24 protein-coding genes are annotated in these 23290 nt (G+C 58.1%); 14 read left to right on the top strand and 10 right to left on the bottom strand.

Annotated elements, in window-relative coordinates; genetic code table 11:
* The first annotated feature begins 113 nt into the window (after positions 1 to 113).
* Positions 114 to 2558 carry an FAD-dependent oxidoreductase gene (locus GOX75_RS11125; protein ID WP_171123040.1) on the top strand — a complete coding sequence of 815 codons (2445 nt, stop codon included), beginning with the start codon at positions 114 to 116 and terminating at the stop codon, positions 2556 to 2558.
* Entirely contained in the window at positions 2555 to 3907 is a 1353-nt protein-coding gene (locus GOX75_RS11120; RefSeq protein ID WP_171123038.1) for an MmgE/PrpD family protein, read from the top strand. The genes GOX75_RS11125 and GOX75_RS11120 overlap by 4 nt, the downstream gene beginning before the upstream one ends.
* A 49-nt stretch (positions 3908 to 3956) precedes the next feature.
* Here the strand turns inward: GOX75_RS11120 and GOX75_RS11115 are convergent, their stop codons facing one another.
* Genes GOX75_RS11115 through fliL form a run of 5 tightly spaced genes read right to left on the bottom strand, consistent with a single transcriptional unit; the run spans position 3957 to position 8584 of the window.
* Positions 3957 to 6098: a hypothetical protein gene (locus GOX75_RS11115; protein ID WP_171123036.1), complete on the bottom strand. Its 2142-nt coding sequence runs from the start codon at positions 6096 to 6098 to the stop codon at positions 3957 to 3959.
* A complete protein-coding gene (motA, locus tag GOX75_RS11110) occupies positions 6095 to 6964 on the bottom strand; it encodes a flagellar motor stator protein MotA (RefSeq protein ID WP_171123034.1) in 870 nt (289 codons plus the stop codon). Before motA ends, GOX75_RS11115 begins: the two co-directional genes overlap by 4 nt.
* 43 nt (positions 6965 to 7007) lie before the next feature.
* Complete coding sequence (locus GOX75_RS11105; protein ID WP_171123032.1) at positions 7008 to 7580, bottom strand: MotE family protein; 573 nt, start codon at positions 7578 to 7580, stop codon at positions 7008 to 7010.
* Positions 7577 to 8077: a DUF6468 domain-containing protein gene (locus tag GOX75_RS11100; RefSeq protein ID WP_171123030.1), complete on the bottom strand. Its 501-nt coding sequence runs from the start codon at positions 8075 to 8077 to the stop codon at positions 7577 to 7579. Before GOX75_RS11100 ends, GOX75_RS11105 begins: the two co-directional genes overlap by 4 nt.
* 9 nt (positions 8078 to 8086) lie before the next feature.
* Entirely contained in the window at positions 8087 to 8584 is a 498-nt protein-coding gene (fliL, locus tag GOX75_RS11095) for a flagellar basal body-associated protein FliL (RefSeq protein WP_254428739.1), read from the bottom strand.
* Positions 8585 to 8703: 119 nt separating this feature from the next.
* Between fliL and fliF the strand changes: the two genes are divergently transcribed.
* Genes fliF through fliP form a run of 4 tightly spaced genes read left to right on the top strand, consistent with a single transcriptional unit; the run spans position 8704 to position 11900 of the window.
* Positions 8704 to 10293, top strand: coding sequence for a flagellar basal-body MS-ring/collar protein FliF (fliF, locus tag GOX75_RS11090; protein WP_171123026.1), 1590 nt, complete (start codon positions 8704 to 8706; stop codon positions 10291 to 10293).
* Positions 10293 to 10889, top strand: coding sequence for an ABC transporter ATP-binding protein (locus GOX75_RS11085; RefSeq protein ID WP_171123024.1), 597 nt, complete (start codon positions 10293 to 10295; stop codon positions 10887 to 10889). The genes fliF and GOX75_RS11085 overlap by 1 nt, the downstream gene beginning before the upstream one ends.
* The gene (locus tag GOX75_RS11080; RefSeq protein ID WP_171123022.1) at positions 10882 to 11169 is read left to right on the top strand and encodes a FliM/FliN family flagellar motor C-terminal domain-containing protein; all 288 of its coding nucleotides are present in this window, start codon (positions 10882 to 10884) and stop codon (positions 11167 to 11169) included. Before GOX75_RS11085 ends, GOX75_RS11080 begins: the two co-directional genes overlap by 8 nt.
* Positions 11169 to 11900, top strand: a complete 732-nt coding sequence (fliP, locus tag GOX75_RS11075; protein WP_171123020.1) for a flagellar type III secretion system pore protein FliP — start codon at positions 11169 to 11171, stop codon at positions 11898 to 11900. The genes GOX75_RS11080 and fliP overlap by 1 nt, the downstream gene beginning before the upstream one ends.
* A gap of 4 nt (positions 11901 to 11904) precedes the next feature.
* Here the strand turns inward: fliP and GOX75_RS11070 are convergent, their stop codons facing one another.
* Both GOX75_RS11070 and GOX75_RS11065 read right to left on the bottom strand, forming a co-directional pair.
* A complete protein-coding gene (locus tag GOX75_RS11070) occupies positions 11905 to 13347 on the bottom strand; it encodes a HAMP domain-containing sensor histidine kinase (RefSeq protein ID WP_171123018.1) in 1443 nt (480 codons plus the stop codon).
* Positions 13344 to 14078: a response regulator transcription factor gene (locus GOX75_RS11065; protein ID WP_171123016.1), complete on the bottom strand. Its 735-nt coding sequence runs from the start codon at positions 14076 to 14078 to the stop codon at positions 13344 to 13346. Before GOX75_RS11065 ends, GOX75_RS11070 begins: the two co-directional genes overlap by 4 nt.
* Before the next feature lie 217 nt (positions 14079 to 14295).
* Here GOX75_RS11065 and GOX75_RS11060 point away from each other — a divergent pair, with 217 nt between their 5' ends.
* Genes GOX75_RS11060 through GOX75_RS11045 form a run of 4 tightly spaced genes read left to right on the top strand, consistent with a single transcriptional unit; the run spans position 14296 to position 18467 of the window.
* Positions 14296 to 15540, top strand: coding sequence for an ABC transporter substrate-binding protein (locus GOX75_RS11060; protein ID WP_171123013.1), 1245 nt, complete (start codon positions 14296 to 14298; stop codon positions 15538 to 15540).
* Positions 15541 to 15598: 58 nt separating this feature from the next.
* A complete protein-coding gene (locus GOX75_RS11055; RefSeq protein ID WP_170387762.1) occupies positions 15599 to 16471 on the top strand; it encodes a carbohydrate ABC transporter permease in 873 nt (290 codons plus the stop codon).
* Positions 16464 to 17369: a carbohydrate ABC transporter permease gene (locus GOX75_RS11050; RefSeq protein WP_171123011.1), complete on the top strand. Its 906-nt coding sequence runs from the start codon at positions 16464 to 16466 to the stop codon at positions 17367 to 17369. Before GOX75_RS11055 ends, GOX75_RS11050 begins: the two co-directional genes overlap by 8 nt.
* Positions 17370 to 17372: 3 nt before the next feature.
* A complete protein-coding gene (locus GOX75_RS11045; RefSeq protein ID WP_171123009.1) occupies positions 17373 to 18467 on the top strand; it encodes an ABC transporter ATP-binding protein in 1095 nt (364 codons plus the stop codon).
* 56 nt (positions 18468 to 18523) lie between these two features.
* Here GOX75_RS11045 and GOX75_RS11040 read toward each other — a convergent pair whose 3' ends face one another.
* Both GOX75_RS11040 and GOX75_RS11035 read right to left on the bottom strand, forming a co-directional pair.
* Entirely contained in the window at positions 18524 to 19132 is a 609-nt protein-coding gene (locus tag GOX75_RS11040) for a phospholipid-binding protein MlaC (RefSeq protein WP_171123007.1), read from the bottom strand.
* On the bottom strand, positions 19122 to 19892 hold the full coding sequence (locus GOX75_RS11035; RefSeq protein ID WP_171123229.1) for a VacJ family lipoprotein: 771 nt from the start codon (positions 19890 to 19892) through the stop codon (positions 19122 to 19124). Before GOX75_RS11035 ends, GOX75_RS11040 begins: the two co-directional genes overlap by 11 nt.
* Before the next feature lie 344 nt (positions 19893 to 20236).
* Here GOX75_RS11035 and GOX75_RS11030 point away from each other — a divergent pair, with 344 nt between their 5' ends.
* The 4 genes from GOX75_RS11030 to GOX75_RS11015 are packed head-to-tail and all read left to right on the top strand — an operon-like array spanning position 20237 to position 22979.
* Positions 20237 to 20692 (top strand): RidA family protein, encoded by a 456-nt coding sequence (locus GOX75_RS11030; protein WP_171123005.1) that lies wholly within the window; start codon positions 20237 to 20239, stop codon positions 20690 to 20692.
* Positions 20689 to 21456 (top strand): glycerophosphodiester phosphodiesterase family protein, encoded by a 768-nt coding sequence (locus GOX75_RS11025; protein ID WP_171123003.1) that lies wholly within the window; start codon positions 20689 to 20691, stop codon positions 21454 to 21456. Before GOX75_RS11030 ends, GOX75_RS11025 begins: the two co-directional genes overlap by 4 nt.
* A gap of 45 nt (positions 21457 to 21501) precedes the next feature.
* Positions 21502 to 22689: a GNAT family N-acetyltransferase gene (locus GOX75_RS11020; RefSeq protein ID WP_171123001.1), complete on the top strand. Its 1188-nt coding sequence runs from the start codon at positions 21502 to 21504 to the stop codon at positions 22687 to 22689.
* Positions 22686 to 22979 carry a 4a-hydroxytetrahydrobiopterin dehydratase gene (locus GOX75_RS11015; RefSeq protein WP_170387748.1) on the top strand — a complete coding sequence of 98 codons (294 nt, stop codon included), beginning with the start codon at positions 22686 to 22688 and terminating at the stop codon, positions 22977 to 22979. The genes GOX75_RS11020 and GOX75_RS11015 overlap by 4 nt, the downstream gene beginning before the upstream one ends.
* Here the strand turns inward: GOX75_RS11015 and GOX75_RS11010 are convergent.
* Positions 22976 to 23287, bottom strand: coding sequence for a hypothetical protein (locus tag GOX75_RS11010; RefSeq protein ID WP_171122999.1), 312 nt, complete (start codon positions 23285 to 23287; stop codon positions 22976 to 22978). The two genes, GOX75_RS11015 and GOX75_RS11010, sit on opposite strands and share 4 nt — an antisense overlap.
* Positions 23288 to 23290 lie beyond the last annotated feature (3 nt).

Genomic DNA, 23290 nt, shown 5'->3' with positions numbered 1-23290 from the left:
TAGAACTTACCTGTTCCCGACATTCTGCGTCGGGAACAGAACATAAGGCCCCCGGAACCTGTGGCTGACTTTCTGGTAAGAGTTTATTCGCGCGCCAGCAGGAGGTCACGCCGATGAAAACCCACGCACAAGCCGTTGTGATCGGAGGGGGGCTGGTCGGCTGCTCGATCCTGTATCATCTGGCCAAGCTCGGCTGGACCGATGTTGTCCTGCTGGAACGCGATGAACTGACCAGCGGGTCCACATGGCACGCGGCGGCCAATATCCACGGGCTGCACGATAACAACAACATCACCCGCATCCAGCATTATACGATGAACCTGTATAAAGAGCTGGAGAAGGAAACCGGGCAGGGCTGCGGCGTTTTCCAGTCCGGCTCGCTTTATCTGGCGCAGACCGAGGACCGCGAACACCAGTTGCGTCTGCAAGAGGCTAAGGCAAAATTCTATGGCCTGAATTTCCACGAGATTAGCCGCGAACAAGCGATGGAATTGCACCCGCTGGCGCAGTTCGATGACATTCGTTGCATCATGTTCGAACCGGATGGCGGCAATGTCGATCCTTCGGGCGTGACGCACGCCTATGCTGCTGGCGCCCGCGCGATGGGCGCCTCGATTGAGCGGTTTTGCCCTGTATTAGGCACTGAACAGCAATCCGACGGGTCGTGGATCGTGCGCACGAAAAAGGGGGACATCCACACGCAGTGGGTGGTCAATGCAGGCGGTCTATGGGGGCGGGAAGTTGCGGCGCTGGCCGGGATCGAATTGCCTTTGCAACCCACCGAGCATCAGTATTTCGTCACCGAAGCGATTGACGAGGTCGCCGCCTTGGGCCGCCGCCTGCCATCCATCGCGGACAGGGACGGTGAGTACTATTTCCGGCATGAGGGCAACGGGCTGCTGATCGGTGCCTACGAAAAAGACATGAAGTTTTGGGCCGAAAACGGCACGCCGCTGGACTTTGCCCACGATCTGTTCCCCGACGATCTGGACCGGATCATGGAAAACGTCATTCGTGCCACCGAACGTGTGCCAGTCGCCGCGACCGCGGGTGTGAAACGGGTGATCAACGGCCCTATGATCTGGTCACCCGATTCCAACGCGATCTGGGGGCCGGTGCCCGAGTTGCAGAACTATTTCTGCTGCACCGGGATCATTCCCGGATTTTCGCAATCGGGCGGTCTTGGCCTGCTGTCAGCACAGTGGATGATCGAGGGCGAGCCGCAATATGACATGTTCGCGTGGGATTTGGCGCGCTTTGGCGACTGGGCCGACAAGAAATTCACCAAGGCGCGTGTCCAAGACGCTTATACGCACCGTTTCGCCATCCACTTCCCGAATGAAGAACGCAGCGCGGGACGTCCCGCTCGTCTGCGCCCGGCCTATCAGATACAAAAAGACTTGGGCTGTGTCTTTGGTCTGAACTGCGGTTGGGAACACCCGCTCTGGTTTGCCAAGCAACCCGGAGTGACTGACACAAACGGCTTTACACGCCAGAACTGGTGGGAACCTGTGGGCCGCGAGGCGCAGATGTTGCGTGACCATGTGGGTGTGATCGACATCTCGAACTTCGCCAACTACATCGTCAAAGGCCCCGGCGCGTATGATTGGTTGGATCGTCTGGTCGCCAACCGTGTGCCGACTCAGATTGGGCGGTCCTGTCTGACCCCCATGATCTCGGTGCGCGGCGGAGTTGCGGGTGATTTCACCATCACCAAGACTGCCGAGGACGAGTACATGATGATCGGCTCGGGCATGGCAGAACGCTATCACCAGCGGTTCTTCAACATGGTCGATCTGCCCGAAGGTACAACGCTCGAAGTCGCCACGAACCGTATTGCGGGCTTTAACGTGGCAGGGCCAAAGTCGCGTGACCTGTTGCAGCGCCTCACGAATGCGGACCTGTCAAACGAAGGGTTCAGCTTTATGCGGTCCCGCCGGATCGAGGTTGCGGGTGTGTCCTGTCTTGCCATCCGCGTCAGCTTTACCGGTGACCTGGGGTGGGAGCTTCATTGCGCCGAAGAAGATCAAATCAGGCTCTATACTGCACTTTTGGAGGCCGCGAATGACTTGGGCGGCGGCCCGGTTGGCGGCCGCGCGTTGGGGTCATTGCGGATTGAAAAGGGATACGGTTCCTGGGGGCGGGAGTATTCTCAGGAATATTGGCCGCAAGAAGTTGGGCTAGCCGGGCTGATCAAGCTGGACAAGGATTTCTTGCACAAGGACGCGTATCTGGCCGTCAAAGACAATACCCCACGCGAGGTTCTGTCGATGTTTGAAGTGGAGGCAACCAATGCCGATGCATCCGGTGGCGAGCCGATTTTCACCCCGGAGGGAACGCCGATTGGGCGGGTGACCTCTGGCGCATTCGGTTACAGCGTAGGGAAGTCTCTGGCGATCGGCTATGCCAACCCCAAGGTTGCCCAGCCCGGAGATACGGTGAGTATTTTCATCCTGGGTAGACCGCACAAGGCCACGCTTTTGGCTGAGCCGCCATTTGATCCGTCAGGTCTGCGCCTTCGGGACATAAGGCAACCTGTGGCGGACCCGGTAAAATGACGGGGACGTTCGACCAAGTCGCGGATTTTGCACTGCGCCGGACAGCGGACCAAATGCCGCAAAGCGCGATGGACGCTGCCGCCCTGATGATGCTGGACACTATGGGTATCCTGATCGCCTCTGGTCCGATGGAGGCGGGGGTGATCGCCCGTGAAACAGCGTCAGTGCTGTATGCCAGCACGCAGGAAGATTTTAGCGCGCGTATGATGTTCGATGGGCGGCGGGTCAGCATGGCAGGGGCTGCCTATGCCATGGCAACCCATACCGACAATCTGGACGGGCATGACGGGTACAACCCGACCAAGGGGCATATCGGCGTTGTCGTCTTGCCCACGCTTGTCGCCCTCGCCGAGCATTGCCCCGACCTGACCGGACCCGACGCGCTGGCTGCCGTGATCACCGGGTATGAGGTTGCGGGGCGCGCCGGGTTATCGCTGCACGCCTCGGTCGACGAATATCATACATCGGGTGCGTGGAACGCGCTGGGTGTGGCGGCAATGGCCGCGCGCTTGCGGGGGCATACGCCGGAACAATTGCGACAGGCGATGGGGATCGCCGAGTATCACGGCCCGCGCAGTCAAATGATGCGGGAAATTGCGAATCCAACGATGCTGCACGACGGCTCTGGCTGGGGGGCTCTGGTTGGGCTGTCCGCCGCTGTTCTAGCCGAAAAGGGATTTACCGGCGCCCCGGCCATCACGATTGAAGCCCAATCTGCGGCATCTCATTGGGCTGATCTGGGTCAGTTCTGGCAGGTTGAACACCAATATGTAAAACCTTATCCGATCTGCCGCTGGGCGCACGCGGCGATTGATGCGGTTCGCGCGGTCATGGAGTCGAATGATCTGACGCACGACCAAATTCTGTCCATCCAGATCAACAGTTTTGATGAGGCTGTGTGCCTGTTTGGGGGAATGCCCAAAACGACGTCACAGGCGCAGTATTCCCTGCCCTTTGCCGTGGCGGTTCAGGCGATTTACGGACGGATTGGGGTCGAGCATATTTCTGGGGCTGGCCTGGCCGACCCGTCTGTTGCCGAGTTCATGGCGCGCATTCATACCTCTCGGTCCAAGCGCCACGCTGAGCGATTTCCGAAAGGCAGATGGGCGGATGTAAGCATCCAGACCACAGATGGACGAGTGTTGGATTCGGGCGATGTTCATGCCCGCGGCGGTCCCGAAGTACCCTTTGAACGCGAAGACGTAATCGCCAAATACACAGAATTTGCCGCGCCTGTGGTGGGTGAGCGAAGGGCGAATGCCATCCGAACTGCCATTTTGGGATGGTGCGAACCGACAAGCCGCTATTCTGATTTGGCACAATTAATCTTTCACCCCGTTACTCGATAATCGATCGAAAAAGGCTCTAACAAAACAAATTTTTCCATTCCTCCAGTTTTCATTCAGCCACTTTCGACAGGAGCGCAGCAATCTCCCGTCGGGTATTGGCACTGTGCCGCAATAGCTCTCTGGCATCGGCCAAAGGCCTGTCCGGGCTGCGGGTCAAAGGTTGCGAAAGGAACTGAGTGGATTGGCTGGCTTGGCTAAACCGATCGTCATGTTCAGTTTTTACTTCATCATCAAGATTGGCCAACCAGAATAATCTGTTAGCCGCTTCATGCTGACCCGAGGCCCTTAACACGTTGGCCGCGGCGGCGAAGTCGCCCGTTGCCTGCAACGCCTGTGCCCTAAGATCAACAGCATCTGTAGACGGGGTCGTAGCCAGTTCAAGCAGCGCCTGATGCGGTCGGTTACTCTGCAAGGCAGATTGGGCCCGAACACGCGCGCGATCCGATTTTTGCGTCTTATCTTGAATACGACTTACCATGGAATGGGCCGGACCCGCAAAACCAAGCGATGCCAACCGGGTTGCTACCGCGACGGCGGTTTCTGTCGACAGAGCGTAGGTGTTTCTTTTCGACATGATCAGCGTGCGGCGCAAAAAAGTCGTGTCATCTGCACGTTCCACCAGCATTTGCGTGACCCGGTTTAATGCGACCTCATCCTCCGCGTCCTTAGGGATTTCCCCCAGAAGGTTCAGCGCCTGATCAAATTCATGATTCAGGCTTAGGGCAACTGCATGGGTGCGCTGGGTCATGGGCTGAAACTCTGAACCTCGGAATTCAACAGCGTAAGAGGCAGCCAATTCGACTTCTTTCGCAGAAACAGAGCCTCTGTCGAACCACCGTTTCTCGACAAGTCGTGCAAGGGCCAGCGGAGCCTCTACCGTTGTGTCCGAAGATGAGATGACGTCCGCCAGGTGTGTTTCGGCGCGTTGTCCATCGCCCTCCGCCGTTGCGACGGTCGCCTTGGCCTGCGACGCTCTTGCCGTGGAATAATCCGAAACCCGGTCAATTGCCCGCAATACGCGCCGGGCGGCCTCTAGTTCCTTACCTTCAGTCAAAATCTCGGCCACGGCCGGACCTACCTGACGCCGTAGATGTTTCGGCAGGCGCTGGAAGGTCTGTTCCACTGTCTTCAACCGAACATCACCCGATAGGTTCCCTTCGGTCAGCACCCCCCACAATGCCGCGTCGCTGTCACACCCTTGCTGGCCTTTGAACGGATTTGACCCGGAAACTTGACCGTCGTCCATATACTGCGCGATCGCGTTGATGCGTTCTGATTCACGCGAATTCGGGTCCAACAAGCCCAATGCCTGAATCGCTTCTGCGCCAAACCCATGGGGCGCGTATAGCTTTGCCAATTCCAATACCTTCGTTTCATCGAGGGTATCGAATTCCTGATACATTGCTGACCGGAGCGCTGACACCAGTTCTGGAAACGGCTTCGTTCCGCCCCATGTCCCAAAGCTTAGGTCTGCGCTGGACAGGCACTGAGGCTGGCGTTCATTCGGGATAATGCCTGCATCCAGAAATTCATCCAATTCATCCAAAGCCGAAGTCACGGTGATATTTGCGCCCGGATCCATCGGCGCAAGCACAGGTTCTTGCGCGATGGACGCTCTGGGCCCAACCGGAGCAATCCTGAGGTCGACGAGTTCGCGGTCGGCACCCTGTAGAAGCCGGGTCGATAACTGGCTTTCAAGCTGTTGCGCATTCAAGCTCAATAGTGGCAGCGACAACGCCTCCGGCAGTTGTGTTTGCTTCAACGGGTTTTGCGCCGGGGTCGTTTTGGGCAGCAGCGGGGGTGGAATATCGCCGCTGATTTCCGGGAGCAGTGCCGCCGGAGTAATATCCACCACGATCATCGTCTTGTTGTGCAAAAACGAGGACGCGACACAGTCGCAACCGAATTGCATTTCCAGTGCTCCTCCCGGAGTGCTCTGTGAAATCGCCGCCAGACGATCTTGCGTCAACCGGCGAAAGACCGAGCGGGTATCGAATTTCACGCCATCCAACGCGACGCTCAGGCGCGCGCCGTTTTTGGTCTGTGCAAGGGTCCAGCCCGTGTTCGCGGGCACCTGCACAACCAGCCGTGTGTAACCTTCGTGTTCACCTGACCGAACCGGAACATCCTGCGCGACTGCCGCCCGAGCCAATCCCATTAGAACCGCTGCGAGTATTCCTGCCCTGATCATGCCGCGGCCTGCTTGAGCTCTTTCAACGCATCTTCCAGCTCGGAGAAGCCCGGTCGGTTATGGGTGGGCGTGTTCTGACGTCCGACTTCGATACACATTGCAGGATTGTGGTTGTGTAAATTGGCGACCAGAACCTCCCTGATCAGTTGGTAGAAATGGTTGTCTTCCTCAACGACGGCTTTCAGCTTGCCGGCGAAGGGTCCGACCAGACCGTAAGCCAGGAAAACTCCCAAAAACGTCCCGACCAGGGCGCCGCCAATCAGTTTCCCCAGAACTTCGGGTGGCTGGTCGATGGAGCCCATTGTCTTGATCACACCCAAAACAGCGGCGACAATCCCCAGAGCGGGCAGGCCATCAGCAACCGTTTGAATGGCGTGGCTGGAATGCATGGCATGATGAAAATTCGCCTCCATCCGCTTTTCCAGCACTTCTTCCACTTGATGCGGATCGTCATAGTTCATCGACGCAGAGCGCATCGTGTCGCAAATCAGATCAACGGCCTCCTTGTCTGACTGAATTTTTGGGTAGGCCAAAAACAAAGATGAATTTTCGGGATCTTCTATGTGCTGTTCCACCTCGACCGGATTGGCCTTTGCTATTCGGATCAGGGAAAACAACAGGCACAAGAGATCGCGATAGTCTTCCGGCTTCCATTTCGGGCCCCTAAAAACTTTGCCGATGTCCTTGGCGGTGTGTTTCACAGCGCTCAGGTCGTTGCTGATCAGAAAAGCACCGACAGCCGCCCCCCCGATCATCATCATTTCAAACGGTAGCGATTTCAAAATAATTGCCATCTTGCCACCAGCAGCCAGATAGCCACCAAATACCATGACGAAAATGACGACAATTCCGATTAGTCCGATCATGTGTGATCTCCAGCAGAGTCAAAGGCGGGTGTTAAGATTCAGGTCATTCTTGGGGGGCTGAGGCGTTTCGACCGGCCATGATGACACTGATCGTATAAGCCGCCTCGGGGCTGAGCCCGGCCAGAACGCCCGCTGCCGCATCGGGTGGCATGCGCGACAGGAAACCTGCCGCAAACCCCGGGTCCATCGTTTCAAACAAGGCTGCGGCGTCTTTCGGCTTCATGCTTTGATAAACGTCAGTCAGGCGTGTCAGGTCGGTTTCGGCGGCTTTTTCGGCATAGGCCAGCGTTTCGCGCAGGTTTTCTTCGGCCTCCTGCAAGGCGACCAACCTGCTCGCAATGGCCCGATCCGCGATACTCAGGGCCTTTTCCTTGACCTGCAACGCCGCCTCGCGGTCTTTCAACGCTTCTTCGCGGCGCAACAGCGCGGTCAGAAGTTCCTGCGCCCCGGGCCGGTCTACCTGAGTATTGGCGGGCTCGGATGCCGTTGGTTCGGTGGTCTTGGCGAGGGCAGGTCCGGCTTCAAGTCCCACTCGAATCGCGGCTGAGCCGACCATCAAAGCGGATATCACTGCAAGAACACCACCTTTGGGTCGGTTGGCAGGTTCGCGCTTCATCCTGTGACCTCGCCCCGATTACGACCATGCCGCATGAACATCAGGCCAACCGGTCGTTTGGCGGGGCTGTCTTGCTCTGGTTTCTGGACGTGATCCGCATCATATTCTGATGTGTCAGCTCTGTGAGCGACGTCTGGTGAAATCTCAGCCTCTGGGGCCTCTGGCGCAGTATCAGTTTCGGCTTTGGTGGGGGCTTCGGGCTTGGGTTCTTCCGTGATGACGTCGTGCATCGACGCCATCATCAGTTCCAACTGCTGCGCAACTGTTTCTGCTCGCTGGGTCAGGTCCTTCAAGTCATCCCCAGATTTGTCAGTCGCCGCCCGCGCTGCATCCAGTGATTTCTTCAATTCATCCGCCTGCGTCGACAAGACAGCCACCGCGCCGCCGACCCCTTTTTCCAGATCTGTGAAACGCCTCAGGCGCCGGGACAGAACGAAGCAGTACAAACCCGCACCAAGGGCCCCCGCAACAAGCAACATATCTGCGATCAGTTCCAACTTCGCCTCCTAGTTCAGTACGAATTCCATGACGAGGACATCGCGCACGCGATCTTCTCCGACGACTATTCCGATGCGCCGAAGCAGGTGTCCGCGGATACGCATAAGCGCCAGAGAATCTTCGAGGTCTGAGATTTCGACCGCGCGCAGGTATCCGTTCAGAACGTCCATGATTCGCGGTTTCATTTTTTCGACGTCACCCAGGAATTCAGAACTCACCTCAAGTTGAGCGTGAAATTTCAAGTGGCGGGACGCGCCTGTATTTACCGAAACGATCACTGGCGGAAGGTCGACAAAGCCAACATCGGGCAACGCCATTCCGGGCGTATTTTTCTTTTTTTCCTTGGCCTCATGCGTGCTGGTCTTGGTCCCGATTGGCAACGCCCCCGAGGTGGTCAGAAAATACCCGCCTGCTGCGCCAATCATCGCCAGAATCAGCCCGATGATCAGCCCCATTTTCCCCGATTTTTTCGGGATTTCTGCCTGTTCTGCGGTCGCGTCGGTCATGAGGTCCTCATTCATCCGTTCTGCGATCGTCATAACCCGGCAGGGACTAACCGATTGTTAAGGGCAATCGTCCAAACAAGGGATGCGCCGGGCAGAATGTCGGCGAGTCGGAGGTGAGCGTGCAGCAGATCGGAACTGTCTGGGCTAGTTTGGACAGGCGTAAACAAATCATCCTTGCCGGTGCGGTTGTGCTGGTGTTTTTGGGCGTCCTTGCGATGTCGCGATTGGTGACGGCACCGTCGATGACCTTGCTCTATGCCGGGCTGGAAAGTGGCGCGGCGGGGGATATCGTCCGATCGCTGGAACAGCGTGGCGTTCCCTACGAGATTCGGGGCGGCTCGATCTATGTGCCGGGGTCGCAGCGGGACGAACTGCGCATGACACTGGCGAGCGAAGGTTTGCCCGCCAACGGAACGCAGGGGTACGAGCTTCTGGATTCGCTTAGCGGTTTTGGCACGACGTCGCAGATGTTCGATGCTGCTTATTGGCGTGCAAAAGAAGGTGAGCTGGCCCGGACCATCGTTGGCAGCCCGCATATCAGTCAGGCGCGTGTGCATATCGCGAATGGATCAACCAATCCGTTTCAACGCAGCATCGCGCCGACGGCGTCGGTCTATGTGGTGTCTTCAGGGGCGGAAATTACAGCGGATCAGGCCAAGGCGATCCGGTTTCTTGTTGCCTCGGCCGTCAGCGGGCTTGCGCCCGAGAATGTGGCGGTAATCGATTCCAGCGGGGCCGTGATTGGCGCGCAGGATAATGCTGTTGCCTCGGACACGGCTGATGAAAAGTCGCGCCAGTTGCGCGAGCGGGTCTTGCGCCTTGTCGAAGCTCGAGTCGGGGCCGGAAACGCGGTTATTGAGGTCAGCGTTGATACCGTGACCAAAACGGAATCCATACGCGAACGTCGGTTTGATCCCAACGGTCGGGTCGCGATCAGCACGGATGTCGAGGAACGCTCGGACAGTGCGCGGAACCAATCGGCGGATGTAACGGTGGCGTCGAACCTGCCGGATGGCGATGGCGCGGGCGGTGATGAGTCGAACTCGAACGCGACGCAAACGCGCGAACGTGTGAACTATGAGGTTTCAGAGACAGAGCTTGAGGTTCACAATGCACCGGGGGCGGTCAAAAGACTGACTGTCGCCGTTCTGGTGAACGGAACTCGAGCGGTGGATGCCGCTGGGGTGGAACGCTTCGAACCGATGCCGCAGGCTGAACTTGCCGCGCTTGAGGAATTGGTGGCCTCAGCGGTTGGTTTCGACGCCGAACGCGGGGACGTGATTACCTTAAAGTCCCTGAACCTTCCGGTGGTTGAACCACAGGGGACCTTGGCGTCTGCTTCGATCTGGCAAAAAGTGCATTTGGACGCGATGTCGTTAATTCAGATGGTGGTTCTGGCGTTTGTCGCTCTGGTTTTGGGCCTGTTCGTGATCCGCCCAATCCTAACGAAACCGAGCGAAGCGACCGCCTTGTTGCCTGCGTCCCAGCCGACCGAGCCAGATGCTGCCCTGACCGGCGAGATTGCAACCGGGGACAACGGCAATTTCGCTCCGCTTGAGGCGCAGGCACCCGCAGGCAACGTACCAGCACTTGCTCCGTCAACCGGCGCTGATCCGGTGGAGCGGCTGCGGGCGATGATCGGCGACAAGCAGGAAGAGACTGTCGAAATCCTGCGCAGTTGGTTTGAGGAAGAGGAGGAGCGGGTCTGATGTCAATTGCTCACCTTCTGGAAGATTTCACCCTGCAGGCTGGAACAGGAAAGGTGCATCTCCTGGATGACGACGCGCTGGAAGAAATGCGGCTGGCTGCGTTTGAAGAAGGCTACAGCGCAGGATGGGAAGACGCGCTTCAGGCGCGGGAACAGGACCGTGGCGAGGCGTCTGCAACTCTGGCCAAATCACTTGAGGATATGTCCTTCACATATCACGAAGCGATTGCACGGATGTCCACGTCGTTGGAGCCGATGTTCCAGAGTCTAATGCGAACCGTTTTGCCCGAAACACTGGACCGTGGCTTTGCGGCCCGGCTGGTCGAACAGTTGACCGAAATGGCGCGTGATCACATCGGGCAGCCCATGCAGGCCTTTGTGCCCGAAGGGTGCGCGTCCGAGTTGGAGAGCATGGTGCCAGAGAGTCTGTCCTCCGAGACCCAGGTGATTGAAGACCCGGCATTGGAGCCCGGTCAAGCGCGCTTGCAGGTCGGTGTTTTCCAACGTGAGGTAGATTGCAGCGCCCTGCTTGCAACGATCTCAGGCGCATTCGACGCGTATGTTTTTGAGGCAAAAGAGGCATTGAGCCATGAGTGACGACCAAATCCCAAAACCTGAAAAGTCCAGTCCCTTCGACTCTGTCCCGATCGAGGTCACGGTCTCGGTCGGGCGCGCGCGTCCCCTGATCCGGGATTTGCTGAACATGGGTGAGAATGCGGTGCTAACCTTGGACAAGCGGATCGAAGACCCGGTCGATCTGTATGTTGGCGATCACTTGGTGGCGCGCGGACTGTTGGAAGAGATGGAGGGCGATCAGGCGGGTCAACTAGCCGTGAGGTTGACCGAGATTGCGGACTTGCAGAACGGGATCGGTTGATGCGCTTGCTGCTTTGGGTGGCCGTCGCCGCTCTATCTTTGATACCCTCTCTGGCGGCGGCGCAAGAGCTGTCGCTCTCGCTGGGAGAGGGCGGGTCGATCTCGGCGCGGACCATTCAGTTGATCCTTCTGATCACAGTGCTGAGCCTTGCGCCCGGACTGGCGATCATGATCACGTGCTTTCCTTTTCTGATCACGGTTCTGGCTATCCTGCGGCAAGGTATCGGATTGCAGCAATCTCCGCCCAATATGCTGATCGTTAGCCTGGCGCTGTTTCTCACCTATTTCATTATGGAGCCGGTCTTTACCGAAGCCTGGACAACCGGCATTCGCCCAATGATCGACGAAACAATGGATGTGGAACCGGCGCTTGAGCGCGCCCTGCAGCCATTTCGAAGCTTTATGGCGGCTCGGCTAGATCCGGATACATTTCATGCGATGGCCGCCCTGCGTCCTGAGGGGGAGGCGATTGCCTTGTCGCCCCAAGCGCCGCTTTCGATTCTGATGCCGACTTTCATGTTGTCTGAAATTGCTCGGGCATTTCAGATCGGTTTCCTGATCTTCCTGCCCTTCCTGATCATCGACCTGGTTGTAGCTGCGGTACTGATGTCTATGGGCATGATGATGGTGCCACCAGCGACAGTATCGCTGCCGTTTAAGTTGGCATTCTTTGTTATCGCGGATGGCTGGTCCCTGATCGCAGGTGCGTTGGTGCGCAGCTATATGACCTGACCTGTTATTGCCGGGTGATCTGCAGGCACGCGCGCAGGCCCCTGTCGCCGGCCTCGAAACTCAGCGCGCCTCCGTGTTGTTCTGCAACTGTCGCGGCAATCGTCAGACCCAGCCCGAAACCATCGGACGATCCCGTATTCGATCCACGCCGAAACGGGGTCATCAAATCTTCGATATCCGAAACGGACAGATCGGTGCCCTTATCCTGAATTGTGATGGTTGCGGTGCGCGCATCCGTTTCCAGTTGCACCTCGGCATGGCGACCATATTTCAGGGCGTTGTCAATCAGGTTGGTCAAGGCGCGTTTCAGGGAAATCGGTCGCCCCATGACCAGCATACGCCGTGTCTCGGGCAGGCGGCCTTGTCCCCGGCGGGACATGAAGACCGAAGGCGCGCCCTGCACCGCCACCGGATCGACCTTTTGCAAGGTAACCGGCAAATCCATGTCCTGATAATCAGCGACGACCGCTTCGACCAAAGCGGTCAGTGAAATCTGGCGCGGCTCTTCAACGCTGAGTTCAGACCGCGTGTAGGTCAGGACGCTTTCGATCATCCCCGTCATCTGATCCACATCCGCCTCGAGCTTTTCGCGCAGCTCGTCATCGGGGATCAGGGCGGCCCTAAGCCGGACACGGGTTGCCGGCGTTCCAAGGTCATGACTGACCCCGGACAGAACTGTTGCACGTTTTTCCAGTTGCGCGCGTTCCGCTTCGAGATGTGCGTTTACGGCCGATACGATGTCCTGCAGTTCAGCGGGGCCGCTCGTGTCATAACTGTCCGGACCGCCGCGCCGCTGGCGCTCTCGCAAAGCGTGGGAAAAACGTGTGAACGTATCCGACGCGTTCCCGACCGACGTCATGATCACCGCCAGCGCGACAACGCCCAACAGGATTGCCGGCAATCTCAGGTCAGCAGGCGCGGCCCGGCATCCCCAGATATTCGTTCCATCCACCTGGTACCATGGCCCCCGTCCGAATTGCGCGAACACGATGGGCTCACTGCAATAAGTCGCCAGCAGTTTGGTCAGGTTGCCCATCTTTTCGGGGCCGGTCTGATCGCTGCCGGAAACGATATCGGACACCGGATAGACCAACCGGTCAGACAGGACGGCCAGCGTCAGTTCCCGTCCACTCAGTGGGGACGAACTGTCGGTCAGGATGGACAGGTTGGTCACGAACCGGCGGTCGGAAAAACCCGGAACGCGGTTGAACTCACCTCTCTCTGCAAGCGTTGCATTGTCAGGCGACAAAGGTGTGATGGAAAACTCAGGGGAGGAGACCATTCCGGTGCGCAGGTCCTCATAGATCGTAAAACCGACAACAAACGAACGCATCTGGAACTGGGTCCAGGCGCGGGATGACGCGAACCACAGGCTAGCGCAGAGCACTCCTACGGCAAATGCTGATACCGCCCAGATCCAGCCGAGGTTGCGCAGGCGCAACGTCATTCCTCTTGCACCGAAACATCTGCGGCGAACACGTATCCAACGCCGCGCTCAGTGCGCAGCATCTGCGGGTCCTTCGGATTGGCTTCGATCTTTGACCGCAAGCGACCAACCAGCATGTCGATGGCCCGTCCTTGCGCTTCTGGCTTGTCTGAGTCGCCGGTTACGTCCAGTGCGGTAACGATTTCGTCGCGCTTCAGTGGAATATGCGGATTGGCCAGCAAAACCTTCAGCAGCGCCGTTTCACGTTGCGACAGCGCGACCAGATAACCCTCGGGTGAGTGCACCTCATCCCGTTTACCGTCATAGAGCCACCCGTCGAACCGGAAGCTACGAGTCCGGCGGCGGTAGGCCAGAGAAGGCGTCCGGCGCGCCCGTTGCATTACTGCGCGCACGCGGGCCAGCAGCAGTTGAGGATTGAACGGCTTGGCGATGTAGTCATCGGCCCCAACCTCGTACCCCGCCATGCGTTGGTGATCTGCCGACAAAGCGGATACCAGAATGATCGGCACGTCCTGTTCGGCACGCAGCCGGGAACAGATTTCAACACCGTTCTCATCGCCCAGCATGACGTCCAGCAGAATAAGGTCGATGCGGCCCGCGTTCAGGTGTGCGCGAATTTCAGCCTCGGAACTGGCGGGCAGGGCGATAAAGCCGTTTTGCTGCAGGAACTGGGTCATCATTGACCGCATGTCCGGGTCGTCATCGACCACCAACAGCCGCGGAATGCTCACAGTATTCGTCCTCCCGTGCTCTGCCTCCTGGCGTCATCAATTGTAACGAACGGAAACAGATTCAATGTCAACGTAACACGCTGTAACAGAAGCGGTGAATATTTGGACCATCGCAGCGGCTTGACGCGGATTTCACGTTGCCAGACGGCACCCGAACACCAGTATGGCCGTTATCGCTGCTGCGGCAGCCTGTAAGTTCTCAGGGAGGAGATAGAAAATGAAGCGTTTTGCATTTGCCACTGTATCGACGATGGCGGTTTTGGCCGGATCGTCGGTGCTGGCGGGCCCCGAAGCCGAAGTTCTGCATTGGTGGACGTCGGGCGGTGAGGCCAAGTCGGTAGCCGTTCTGCAGGAAGAGTTCGCCTCGAATGGCGGCACCTGGACCGACATGCCGGTCGCTGGTGGCGGCGGTGATGCTGCAATGACAGCCCTGCGTGCCCGTGTTCTGGCCGGGAACGCGCCGACCGCTGTTCAGTTGAAAGGCCCGGCGATTCAGGAATGGTATGAAGAAGGCGTTCTGGCCGATATCTCATCCGTTGCCGAAGCCGAAGGCTGGGCCGATGTTCTGCCGGCCTCGATCGCGGGTCATATGATGTGCGAAGGCACATGGTGTGCCGCGCCTGTGAACGTCCACCGCGTGGACTGGATCTGGGCCAATGCGGATGTCCTGGCCGCCAATGGCATCGAGATGCCGACAACGTGGGACGAGTTCAACGCGGCTGCCGTCAAGCTGATGGATGCCGGAGTAATTCCGCTGGCTCATGGTGGTCAGTCCTGGCAGGACGCGACCGTGTTCGAAGCTGTACTGCTGGGCATCGGCGGACCGGAATTCTACCAAAAGGCGCTGGTTGATCTGGACCCCGAGGCGCTGACCTCGGACACAATGGTGCAGGTGTTTGACCAGATGCGGACCCTGCGTGGTTATGTGGACGAAAACTTCTCGGGCCGTGACTGGAACCTGGCGACGGCCATGGTGATGAACGGCGAAGCGGCCTTTCAGATCATGGGTGATTGGGCCAAGGGTGAGTTTCTGGCGGCTGGCAAAAAACCGGGTGAGGACTTCCTATGCGCCTCTACCCCCGGTGACGGCTACCTGTACAATGTAGACAGTTTCGCCATGTTCGACGTGGACGGAGATGACAAGAAAGCGGGTCAGGATCTGCTGGCCAAGCTGATCGTCGCGCCGAACTTCCAGAAAGTGTTCAACCTGAACAAAGGTTCGATCCCGGCACGGACCGACGTGGCGCTGGACGACTTTGACATCTGCGCAAACCTGTCGGCCGAAGACATGGGCTCGACCTCGGCCAGCGGTTCGCTGCTGCCGTCCTATGCTCATGGCATGGCATTGCGTGGGTCGCAGTCTGGTGCGATTACCGATGTTGTAACCGCGCATTTCAACTCGGAAATGTCCTCGGCTGACGCGGTTCAGCAACTGGCGGACGCAGTGGCAAACAGCTACTGATCCAATACGCTCTGCCCCCTATACTGACGGGGCAGAGCATCTTTCCCCGGAGGAAAAAATGTCCGAATGGCTGGAAAACCACCTGCCCAAGGTGGTGCTGGCACCGTCGTTCATTGCCGTGTTGATCTTTGTCTACGGCTTTATCGGATGGACGGCTTGGGTGTCGCTAACCCGATCGAAACTGCTGCCGAAATACGAGATCAAGGGCTTCATCCAGTATGAACGCCTGTTCGACTCGCCCCGCTGGGATACGGCAATTAACAACCTGTATATCTTTGGCGCGCTGTTCATCGTGATCGCGATGGTGCTGGGCCTGTTGCTGGCGATCCTACTGGATCAGAAGATCCGCGTCGAAGGGGCGATCCGCACGATCTACCTGTACCCGATGGCGCTGTCGATGATCGTGACCGGCACGGCGTGGAAGTGGATTTTGAATCCGGGGTTGGGCATCGAATCCATGGTGCAGGGCTGGGGGTTCACAAACTTCGAGTTCGACTGGCTAGTGAACCCCGACTACGCCATCTACACCATCGTCATGGCCGCGATCTGGCAAAGCTCGGGCTTCGTCATGGCGCTGTTTCTGGCCGGTCTGCGATCCGTGGATGGTGAGATCATCAAGGCCGCGCAGGTCGATGGTATCCCCACATGGCGCATTTATACGGCGATCATCATCCCCTCGATGGCCCCGATTTTCCTGTCGGCCTTCATCGTGCTGGCCCACCTTGCGATCAAAAGCTTTGACCTTGTCATCGCCTTGACAGGTGGTGGTCCGGGTTACGCGACCGATCTGCCGGCAACCTACATGTACGCCATGGCGTTTTCGCGCGGTGATATCGGTCAGGCGGCCTCTTCCGCGATGATCATGATGCTGGTCGTCTTTGCCATCGTCGTTCCCTATCTTTACTCAGAACTGAGGGCGAAAAATGACTGATCTGTCGATGCCCCAATCCCAAACCGAACCCCGTAGCCAAAGTGCCGCTGGCAAGATTGCCCTGCGATGGTTGCTCTATGTCCTGCTGGGCCTGTTTGCGCTGTATTACCTGATGCCGCTGTTCGTGATGTTGACCACATCGCTGAAAAGCCTTGAGGAAATCCGCACCGGGTCCCTGATATCCTTACCGCGCGAGGTCAGCTTTGATGCCTGGAAAACCGCATGGTCCGGTGCCTGTACCGGTATTCAGTGCGAGGGCTTGCGGCCTTATTTCTGGAACTCGGTCCTGATCGCGGTGCCTGCTGTGGCGATCTCGACCCTGCTGGGCGCGCTGAATGGTTATGTCGTCGCTCAGTGGCGGTTCAAAGGCGCGAACATCATCTTCTCGCTCATGCTGTTTGGCTGCTTCATCCCGTTTCAGGTGGTTTTGCTGCCCATGGCGCGTTTGCTGGGCATAATGGGGATCGCCGGGACCATTCCGGGCCTGATCTTTGTCCACGTCATCTACGGTTTGGGCTTCACCACGCTGTTTTTCCGCAACTACTATGTCACCATCCCGGCCGAGCTGACTAAGGCCGCGCGTGTCGATGGGGCCGGGTTCCTGCGGATTTTCTGGTCGATCTTCCTGCCGCTGTCGCTGCCGATCATCGTTGTGACCGTGATCTGGCAGTTCACGCAGATTTGGAACGACTTCCTGTTCGGCGTGTCGTTCAGCCAGGCGGGCACGCAGCCCGTGACCGTAGCTCTGAATAACATCGTAAACTCCACCACCGGCGTCAAAGAATACAACGTCGACATGGCCGCCGCGATCATCGCAGGGCTGCCGACGCTGCTCGTCTATGTCGTTGCCGGTAAGTATTTCATCCGCGGTCTGACCGCCGGTTCTGTGAAGGGATAAATCATGGCTCCGATCCTCGATATCCAAAATCTGTATAAAAATTACGGCGCGACCGAGATTCTAAAGGACATCAACATCTCGATCGAGCCGGGTGATTTCCTGGTTCTGGTCGGCCCCTCGGGGTGCGGCAAGTCCACCCTGCTGAACTGTATCGCAGGGCTGGAGGAGATCACCGGCGGCACCTTGTCCATTGGTGGCAATGACATGACCCATGTCAGCCCCAAGGACCGCGACATCGCGATGGTTTTCCAGTCGTATGCGCTTTACCCGACCATGACTGTCGCCAAGAACATCACGTTCGGCATGAAAGTGCGCGGGGTGGATCAGGCGACGCAGGATGCCAAGCTGAAAGAAGTCGCGCAGCTTTTGCAGATCGAGCCTCTGTTGAACCGCCGCCCCAGCCAGTTGTCAGGTGGGCAGCGACAGCGTGTTGCGATGGGCCGGGCGCTAGTGCGCGATCCCAAGCTGTTCCTGTTTGACGAGCCGCTGTCGAACCTCGACGCCAAGCTGCGGGTCGAGATGCGGACCGAGATCAAGAAACTGCATCAGACGCTGGATGCGTCGATCGTTTACGTGACCCATGACCAGATTGAGGCGATGACGCTGGCGACCAAGATCGTCGTGCTGAAAGGCGGGGTGGTTCAGCAAATCGGCACCCCCGCCGAGATCTACAACAACCCGGCCAACCTGTTTGTGGCCGATTTCATGGGTTCGCCCGCGATGAACCTGATCCCGGCGCAGGCGCGGAAGAATGGCTCGGGTACTCAGATCGCTATCGCGCGCGACGGCGGCGAACTGGTGCTGAATGATGCACGTGATTTGTCGCTGCCGCAGGATGTGATTCTGGGCCTGCGCCCCGAAGACATCGCCGAAGCGGGGTTCCGCGCAGGTGATGGCGTGCAAGAGGCCGAGTGTCTGGTCGATATGGTCGAACCGGCGGGGGCCGATACCTATGTGGTTTCGGAACTGGGCGGCAAACAGGTCACGGCACGTCTGCACGCGGAAACCCGTGCGCAGGCTGGCAAAAAGTTGAACCTTGCCTTTGACATGAGCAAGGTGTCCTACTTTGCCAAGGAAACCGGCGAACGGCTGAATTAAAACAAAAGCGCCGCGCGATCAGGGATCGGGCGGCGTCATTCCGAGTGTGAGGCGGATCAGCTCACCTTGTTCCGGTTCATGTCCTTGATCAGGAGGTTCAGGTCACCACCACGGGCATCCAGCATGGCCCCGACCTCGGTCCGTTCGGTCAGCAGCATATTCACGCCTTCGATGAACATGTTGAAGAACTTGTCACGCCCCGACTTGTCGGAAACAAGGAAGGTCACTTCAAACGGCGACGATCCCTGTAGCTTGACCGAGGTGCGAACCTCGTACCCGGCCTTGATTTTGCGGGCATTGCGCACGGTGACCTGACCGCCGATGAATTCGCGGAAACGGCGACCGTATTTGTTCGAGATATAGCCCTGAAATGCGCTGGTAAATTGCTTCAGTTGCGCAGGGCTGGCGGACCGGCCATCGGCCCCAAGCACATAGCGCGCCATGATCGGCACGTCGGCATATTTCACGAAGATTTTCTCAAAATCACGGATCATCGCTTTTTCGGATTTACCCGAGGCGATCACGCGGTTGATTTCATCCACGACACTGACAACCAACGCCTTGGCGCTGGCTTCGGTCTGGGCAAAAGCAGGAAGGGCGGTCATCAGCGCACCAGCCAAGCCGGTGGCGATAAAGTGGCGTCGGTTCAGATGGTTACTCGGCATAGGGGTCCTCGTAGGGGTCTAGGTAGGGGTCCCTGACAGGGTCGGTCCCGGTTTCGGCGTAGGGATCGTCATACAGACCCAAATAGGCCTCTTCATCGTCCCTTGCCAGTTCAAAGCGCCGGTTTTGCAGGTAGATGGTCTGTGCCTGCCTGTAACTGTCAGCGCTTTCGTACAGGATTGAATCAACCGTATCCGAGAACCGGCCCCGATCCCCCATGCGGCGTACAACCTCGGCGTAGACACCGATATTGTCGACGGGGCGAACGGGGGTAAAGTTGATGGGGTTCGAGAACAGATTGACGATCACGCCGATCGAATCCCGCTGGGTTGACGGGCCATAGAACGGCAGTTCCACATAGGCGCCTTCGCCGACACCCCAGACGTGCAGGGTTTCGCCGAAGTCCGTATCCACCGGCGGCAGATTCAATTCGCTGGCAGGATCGGATAGGCCCGCGCCGCCGACGGTTGTGTTGATCACGAACCGCAGAAGGGCATTCCCGGATTGCTTGAGATTGCCTTGCAGCAGGTAATCCAGCGCCTGCCCCGGCATCGTCAGGTTTTCGGCGAAATGGTTGAAACTGGTGACCATCGGATCCGGAACGATCTTGACGTATCCCTTCGAGGCCGGGCGGAACAGGAACCGGTCAACGCCCAGATTGAACTTGTGGATGCCCCGATTGGCATTTTCATAGGGGTCGAAAGTTTCCCCCGGAGGCGTTCCTTCGGGTGGGCGTGTGGCACATGCACCAAGAACTGCCATAAGGGACAGGACGATCACGGGCTTTAAGCGAATTCTGCTCAACACGGTTTTTGCCACTCCAACATGCTCGGATGCGATACAGCCGAACGCTTAATCAATACTGGTTCTGGCCGCGCATTGACGGCTCAATTTGATGACACATAGGTGTTTCACAAATACATTGAAACAGCCAGCGTTTAACCCGCACGAAGGGTCAAGGTAAAGTGACCAGAGAGGAACACTCTGGAATAAGAGAAGTTATGCTTAGTGCGCCTGCAACCCCAAAAACCGCCGGTTTCGTGCTTTTCCAAATCCCTGAACCCGGTTAGCGTCCACCCGAGTCGAATTTAGGTGAGGATCATCACATGAGCATCGCAGCAAAACTGGAAAGCCTGGGCGTCACTTTGCCGGACGCGCCTGCTCCGGCCGCCAACTACGTCCCTTTCGTGCGTATCGGGAACATTGTCTATGTCTCGGGCCAGATTTCCAAGGATGACGACCTGATTACCGGTAAGCTTGGCGATGACATGGATGTCGAGGCCGGAGCCGCCGCGGCGAAGGTCTGCGCGATCAACCTGTTGGCACAGGTCAAGGCGGCCTGCGGTGGGGATATCGACAAGCTGGTGCGCGTGATCAAGCTGACCGGGTTCGTGAATTCGACCGCAGATTTCACTGCGCAGCCGCAGGTGATCAACGGCGCATCCGACTTTTTGGTCGAGGCGCTGGGCGAAGCGGGCCGCCATTCACGCTCGGCCGTCAGTGCTGCGTCGTTGCCGCTGGGCGTGGCGGTCGAGATCGAAGGTATCTTCGAGATCGCATGACGTCTGCTTTACCAGCCGCGTTCCTGCAGGCCCCGATCGCGCATCGGGCCTTGCATGACATCTCGGACAACCGCCCGGAAAACAGCCGGGCGGCCATTCGCGCAGCGATTCAGGCCGGATATGGAATCGAGATCGACCTGCAACTGACAGCAGACGACCGGGCCGTGGTGTTCCACGACTATGACTTGGCGCGTTTGACCGGCCAATCGGGTCCGATCCGTCAGGTTTCGTCGGCTGAGGCCTCGAAGCTGCCATTGTTGTTTGGCGATGACGGCATTCCAGCACTGGACGAGGTGTTGGACATCGTCGCGGGCCAGGTTCCTCTTTTGATCGAACTCAAGGATCAGGATGGTGCCATGGGCCCTAATGTCGGCCCGTTGGAGCACGACACCGTCCGCGCTTTGCAGGGCTATGAAGGCCCTGTGGCGCTGATGTCGTTCAACCCCAATTCGGTGGCGGAACTGGCGCGTATCGCTCCGCATCTGCCGCGTGGGATCACAACCTGCGCCTATGAACCGAAGGTAGAGCTGTTGCCGCAGAATGTTTGCGACCATCTGCGTGGCATTCCGGATTTCGACCGGGTCGGAGCCAGCTTTATCAGCCACGAAGCCGCCGACCTGGCGCGCCCCCGCGTATCCGAACTGAAGGCGCAGGGCGTTCCGATCCTGTGCTGGACCATCCGCACGCCCGAACAAGAGGCAGAGGCCCGCAAGGTTGCGGATAATGTGACCTTCGAGGGGTATTTGGCCGCTCATCCGGGTTGAACCTAACCCCGTCCGTCACAGATAAAGATCAGACGCGGAGGGCACATGGATCAGGCACAGATTGAGGTTCGGGTACTGAATTCACTCGCGCAGATTCCTGCGGCTGAGTGGGACAGTTGCGCTTGCCCCGAAGCCTTGGACGGGGGTCGTCCGGTTGATCCTTTCACCACGCATCGGTTTCTGCTGGCATTGGAAGAAAGCGGTTCGGTAGGGCGCGGCACCGGCTGGCAGCCGCAGTATCTGACCGCCTATCTTGACGGGATGCTGATCGGAGCGGCGCCGATGTATGCCAAGTCGCATTCTCAGGGCGAGTACATCTTCGATCACAACTGGGCACATGCCTATGAAAACGCGGGCGGGCGCTATTACCCCAAGCTGCAGATCGCGGTACCCTTTACACCTGCAACGGGGCGGCGGTTTCTGGTTCGGCCGGGCTATGAAGGGGTAGGTATGTCCGCTCTGGTTCAAGGGGCGGTACAACTGGCGGCTGACAATCACGTGTCTTCCATTCACGCAACCTTCTGCACCGAGGCGGAGGCCGCCGCGGGCGAAGAAATGGGTCTAATGGTTCGCCATTCACAGCAGTTTCACTGGTTGAATGACGAGTATGACGATTTCGACGGGTTCCTGGCCGCGTTATCGTCGCGCAAGCGCAAGAATATCCGAAAGGAACGTGCGCAGGCTTGCGGTTTTGGAGGCCAGATCCATACCCTAAGCGGCGATGACCTGCGGCCTGAACATTGGGACGCGTTCTGGCGGTTCTATCAGGACACGGGCTCACGTAAGTGGGGAATGCCATATCTGACGCGGCAATTCTTTGATATTGCACACGAAACCATGGCGGATGACATGGCCTTGGTGCTGGCCGAACGCGACGGGTATCCGATTGCGGGCGCGTTGAATTTCATCGGGCGTGAGACGCTATTTGGCCGCTACTGGGGGTGCGTTGAACACCATGACTGCCTGCATTTCGAACTGTGCTATTATAAGGCGATCGACTTCGCCATTTCACAGGGCTTGGCGCGGGTCGAAGCCGGTGCGCAAGGGGAACACAAGCTGGCGCGCGGCTATCTGCCTACGCGCACGCATAGTCTGCACTGGGTGAACGACCCCGGCTTTGCCGATGCGATCAAGAAATATCTGGACGCCGAGGCCCACGCAGTGGGAGAAGAGATCGAGATTCTAACGGATTACGGCCCGTTCAGAAAATCGAACCCGGAGGAACAGCAATGACCGAACTATTGTCGACCGAGACCCGCGGCCCCCTTCTGGACCCGCTGTTCAAGAACGGCTGGACCATGGTCAAGGACCGGGATGCGATTACAAAAACCTTCATTTTCGAAGATTTCGTCCATGCGTTTGGTTGGATGACGCAGGTGGCGATTTTTGCTGAAAAGTGGAACCATCACCCTGAATGGTTCAATGTCTACCGCACGGTCGAAGTGACGCTTTCAACGCATGACGTCGGCGGGCTGTCGTCGCTTGACGCAAAACTTGCCCGCAAGATGGATAGCCTGGCCTAACCGCGATCCCCGCGTGAGCCCATGCCTCCGGCAAGGCTGGCGACTTCACCCAGACGCCTGAATTCGGCAGGGGTAACCGTGCCGTCGCTGACATCAATATTGCCGGGTATTCCGGTTCGACGGTTCCCGACCATGCGCACGGATCTGGCGGCAGGGTTGATCTCGAGGCAACGCGACTCATAACAGGTCAGGCCGCTGGTGCTGATCTGGATTTGTTGTTGGCCGTCGGGACCTGTGACCACGGGTGCTTGTGGCACATCGCAGGCCGCAAGCACGCCAAGAACACCCAGAGTAAACCATTTGTTCATTGC

The sequence above is a fragment of the Ruegeria sp. HKCCD7251 genome, assembly GCF_013031165.1.
Lineage (GTDB): Bacteria > Pseudomonadota > Alphaproteobacteria > Rhodobacterales > Rhodobacteraceae > Ruegeria.
Note: the sequence above shows the minus strand (reverse complement) of the source record. Positions and strands in the feature narration are given on the sequence as shown.

What these genes read in the sequence shown, in the direction of transcription:
- GOX75_RS11120 (WP_171123038.1), top strand. Translation starts at nt 2,555, where the DNA reads ATGACGGGGACGTTCGACCAAGTCGCGGATTTTGCACTGCGCCGGACA.
- GOX75_RS11105 (WP_171123032.1), bottom strand. Translation starts at nt 7,580, where the DNA reads ATGAAGCGCGAACCTGCCAACCGACCCAAAGGTGGTGTTCTTGCAGTG.
- GOX75_RS11080 (WP_171123022.1), top strand. Translation starts at nt 10,882, where the DNA reads ATGAGTGACGACCAAATCCCAAAACCTGAAAAGTCCAGTCCCTTCGAC.
- GOX75_RS11050 (WP_171123011.1), top strand. Translation starts at nt 16,464, where the DNA reads ATGACTGATCTGTCGATGCCCCAATCCCAAACCGAACCCCGTAGCCAA.
- GOX75_RS11085 (WP_171123024.1), top strand. Translation starts at nt 10,293, where the DNA reads ATGTCAATTGCTCACCTTCTGGAAGATTTCACCCTGCAGGCTGGAACA.
- GOX75_RS11125 (WP_171123040.1), top strand. Translation starts at nt 114, where the DNA reads ATGAAAACCCACGCACAAGCCGTTGTGATCGGAGGGGGGCTGGTCGGC.
- GOX75_RS11040 (WP_171123007.1), bottom strand. Translation starts at nt 19,132, where the DNA reads ATGCCGAGTAACCATCTGAACCGACGCCACTTTATCGCCACCGGCTTG.
- GOX75_RS11060 (WP_171123013.1), top strand. Translation starts at nt 14,296, where the DNA reads ATGAAGCGTTTTGCATTTGCCACTGTATCGACGATGGCGGTTTTGGCC.
- GOX75_RS11055 (WP_170387762.1), top strand. Translation starts at nt 15,599, where the DNA reads ATGTCCGAATGGCTGGAAAACCACCTGCCCAAGGTGGTGCTGGCACCG.
- GOX75_RS11020 (WP_171123001.1), top strand. Translation starts at nt 21,502, where the DNA reads ATGGATCAGGCACAGATTGAGGTTCGGGTACTGAATTCACTCGCGCAG.
- GOX75_RS11115 (WP_171123036.1), bottom strand. Translation starts at nt 6,098, where the DNA reads ATGATCAGGGCAGGAATACTCGCAGCGGTTCTAATGGGATTGGCTCGG.
- GOX75_RS11070 (WP_171123018.1), bottom strand. Translation starts at nt 13,347, where the DNA reads ATGACGTTGCGCCTGCGCAACCTCGGCTGGATCTGGGCGGTATCAGCA.
- motA (WP_171123034.1), bottom strand. Translation starts at nt 6,964, where the DNA reads ATGATCGGACTAATCGGAATTGTCGTCATTTTCGTCATGGTATTTGGT.
- GOX75_RS11010 (WP_171122999.1), bottom strand. Translation starts at nt 23,287, where the DNA reads ATGAACAAATGGTTTACTCTGGGTGTTCTTGGCGTGCTTGCGGCCTGC.
- GOX75_RS11015 (WP_170387748.1), top strand. Translation starts at nt 22,686, where the DNA reads ATGACCGAACTATTGTCGACCGAGACCCGCGGCCCCCTTCTGGACCCG.
- GOX75_RS11035 (WP_171123229.1), bottom strand. Translation starts at nt 19,892, where the DNA reads ATGGCAGTTCTTGGTGCATGTGCCACACGCCCACCCGAAGGAACGCCT.
- GOX75_RS11045 (WP_171123009.1), top strand. Translation starts at nt 17,373, where the DNA reads ATGGCTCCGATCCTCGATATCCAAAATCTGTATAAAAATTACGGCGCG.
- GOX75_RS11025 (WP_171123003.1), top strand. Translation starts at nt 20,689, where the DNA reads ATGACGTCTGCTTTACCAGCCGCGTTCCTGCAGGCCCCGATCGCGCAT.
- fliL (WP_254428739.1), bottom strand. Translation starts at nt 8,584, where the DNA reads ATGACCGACGCGACCGCAGAACAGGCAGAAATCCCGAAAAAATCGGGG.
- fliP (WP_171123020.1), top strand. Translation starts at nt 11,169, where the DNA reads ATGCGCTTGCTGCTTTGGGTGGCCGTCGCCGCTCTATCTTTGATACCC.
- GOX75_RS11030 (WP_171123005.1), top strand. Translation starts at nt 20,237, where the DNA reads ATGAGCATCGCAGCAAAACTGGAAAGCCTGGGCGTCACTTTGCCGGAC.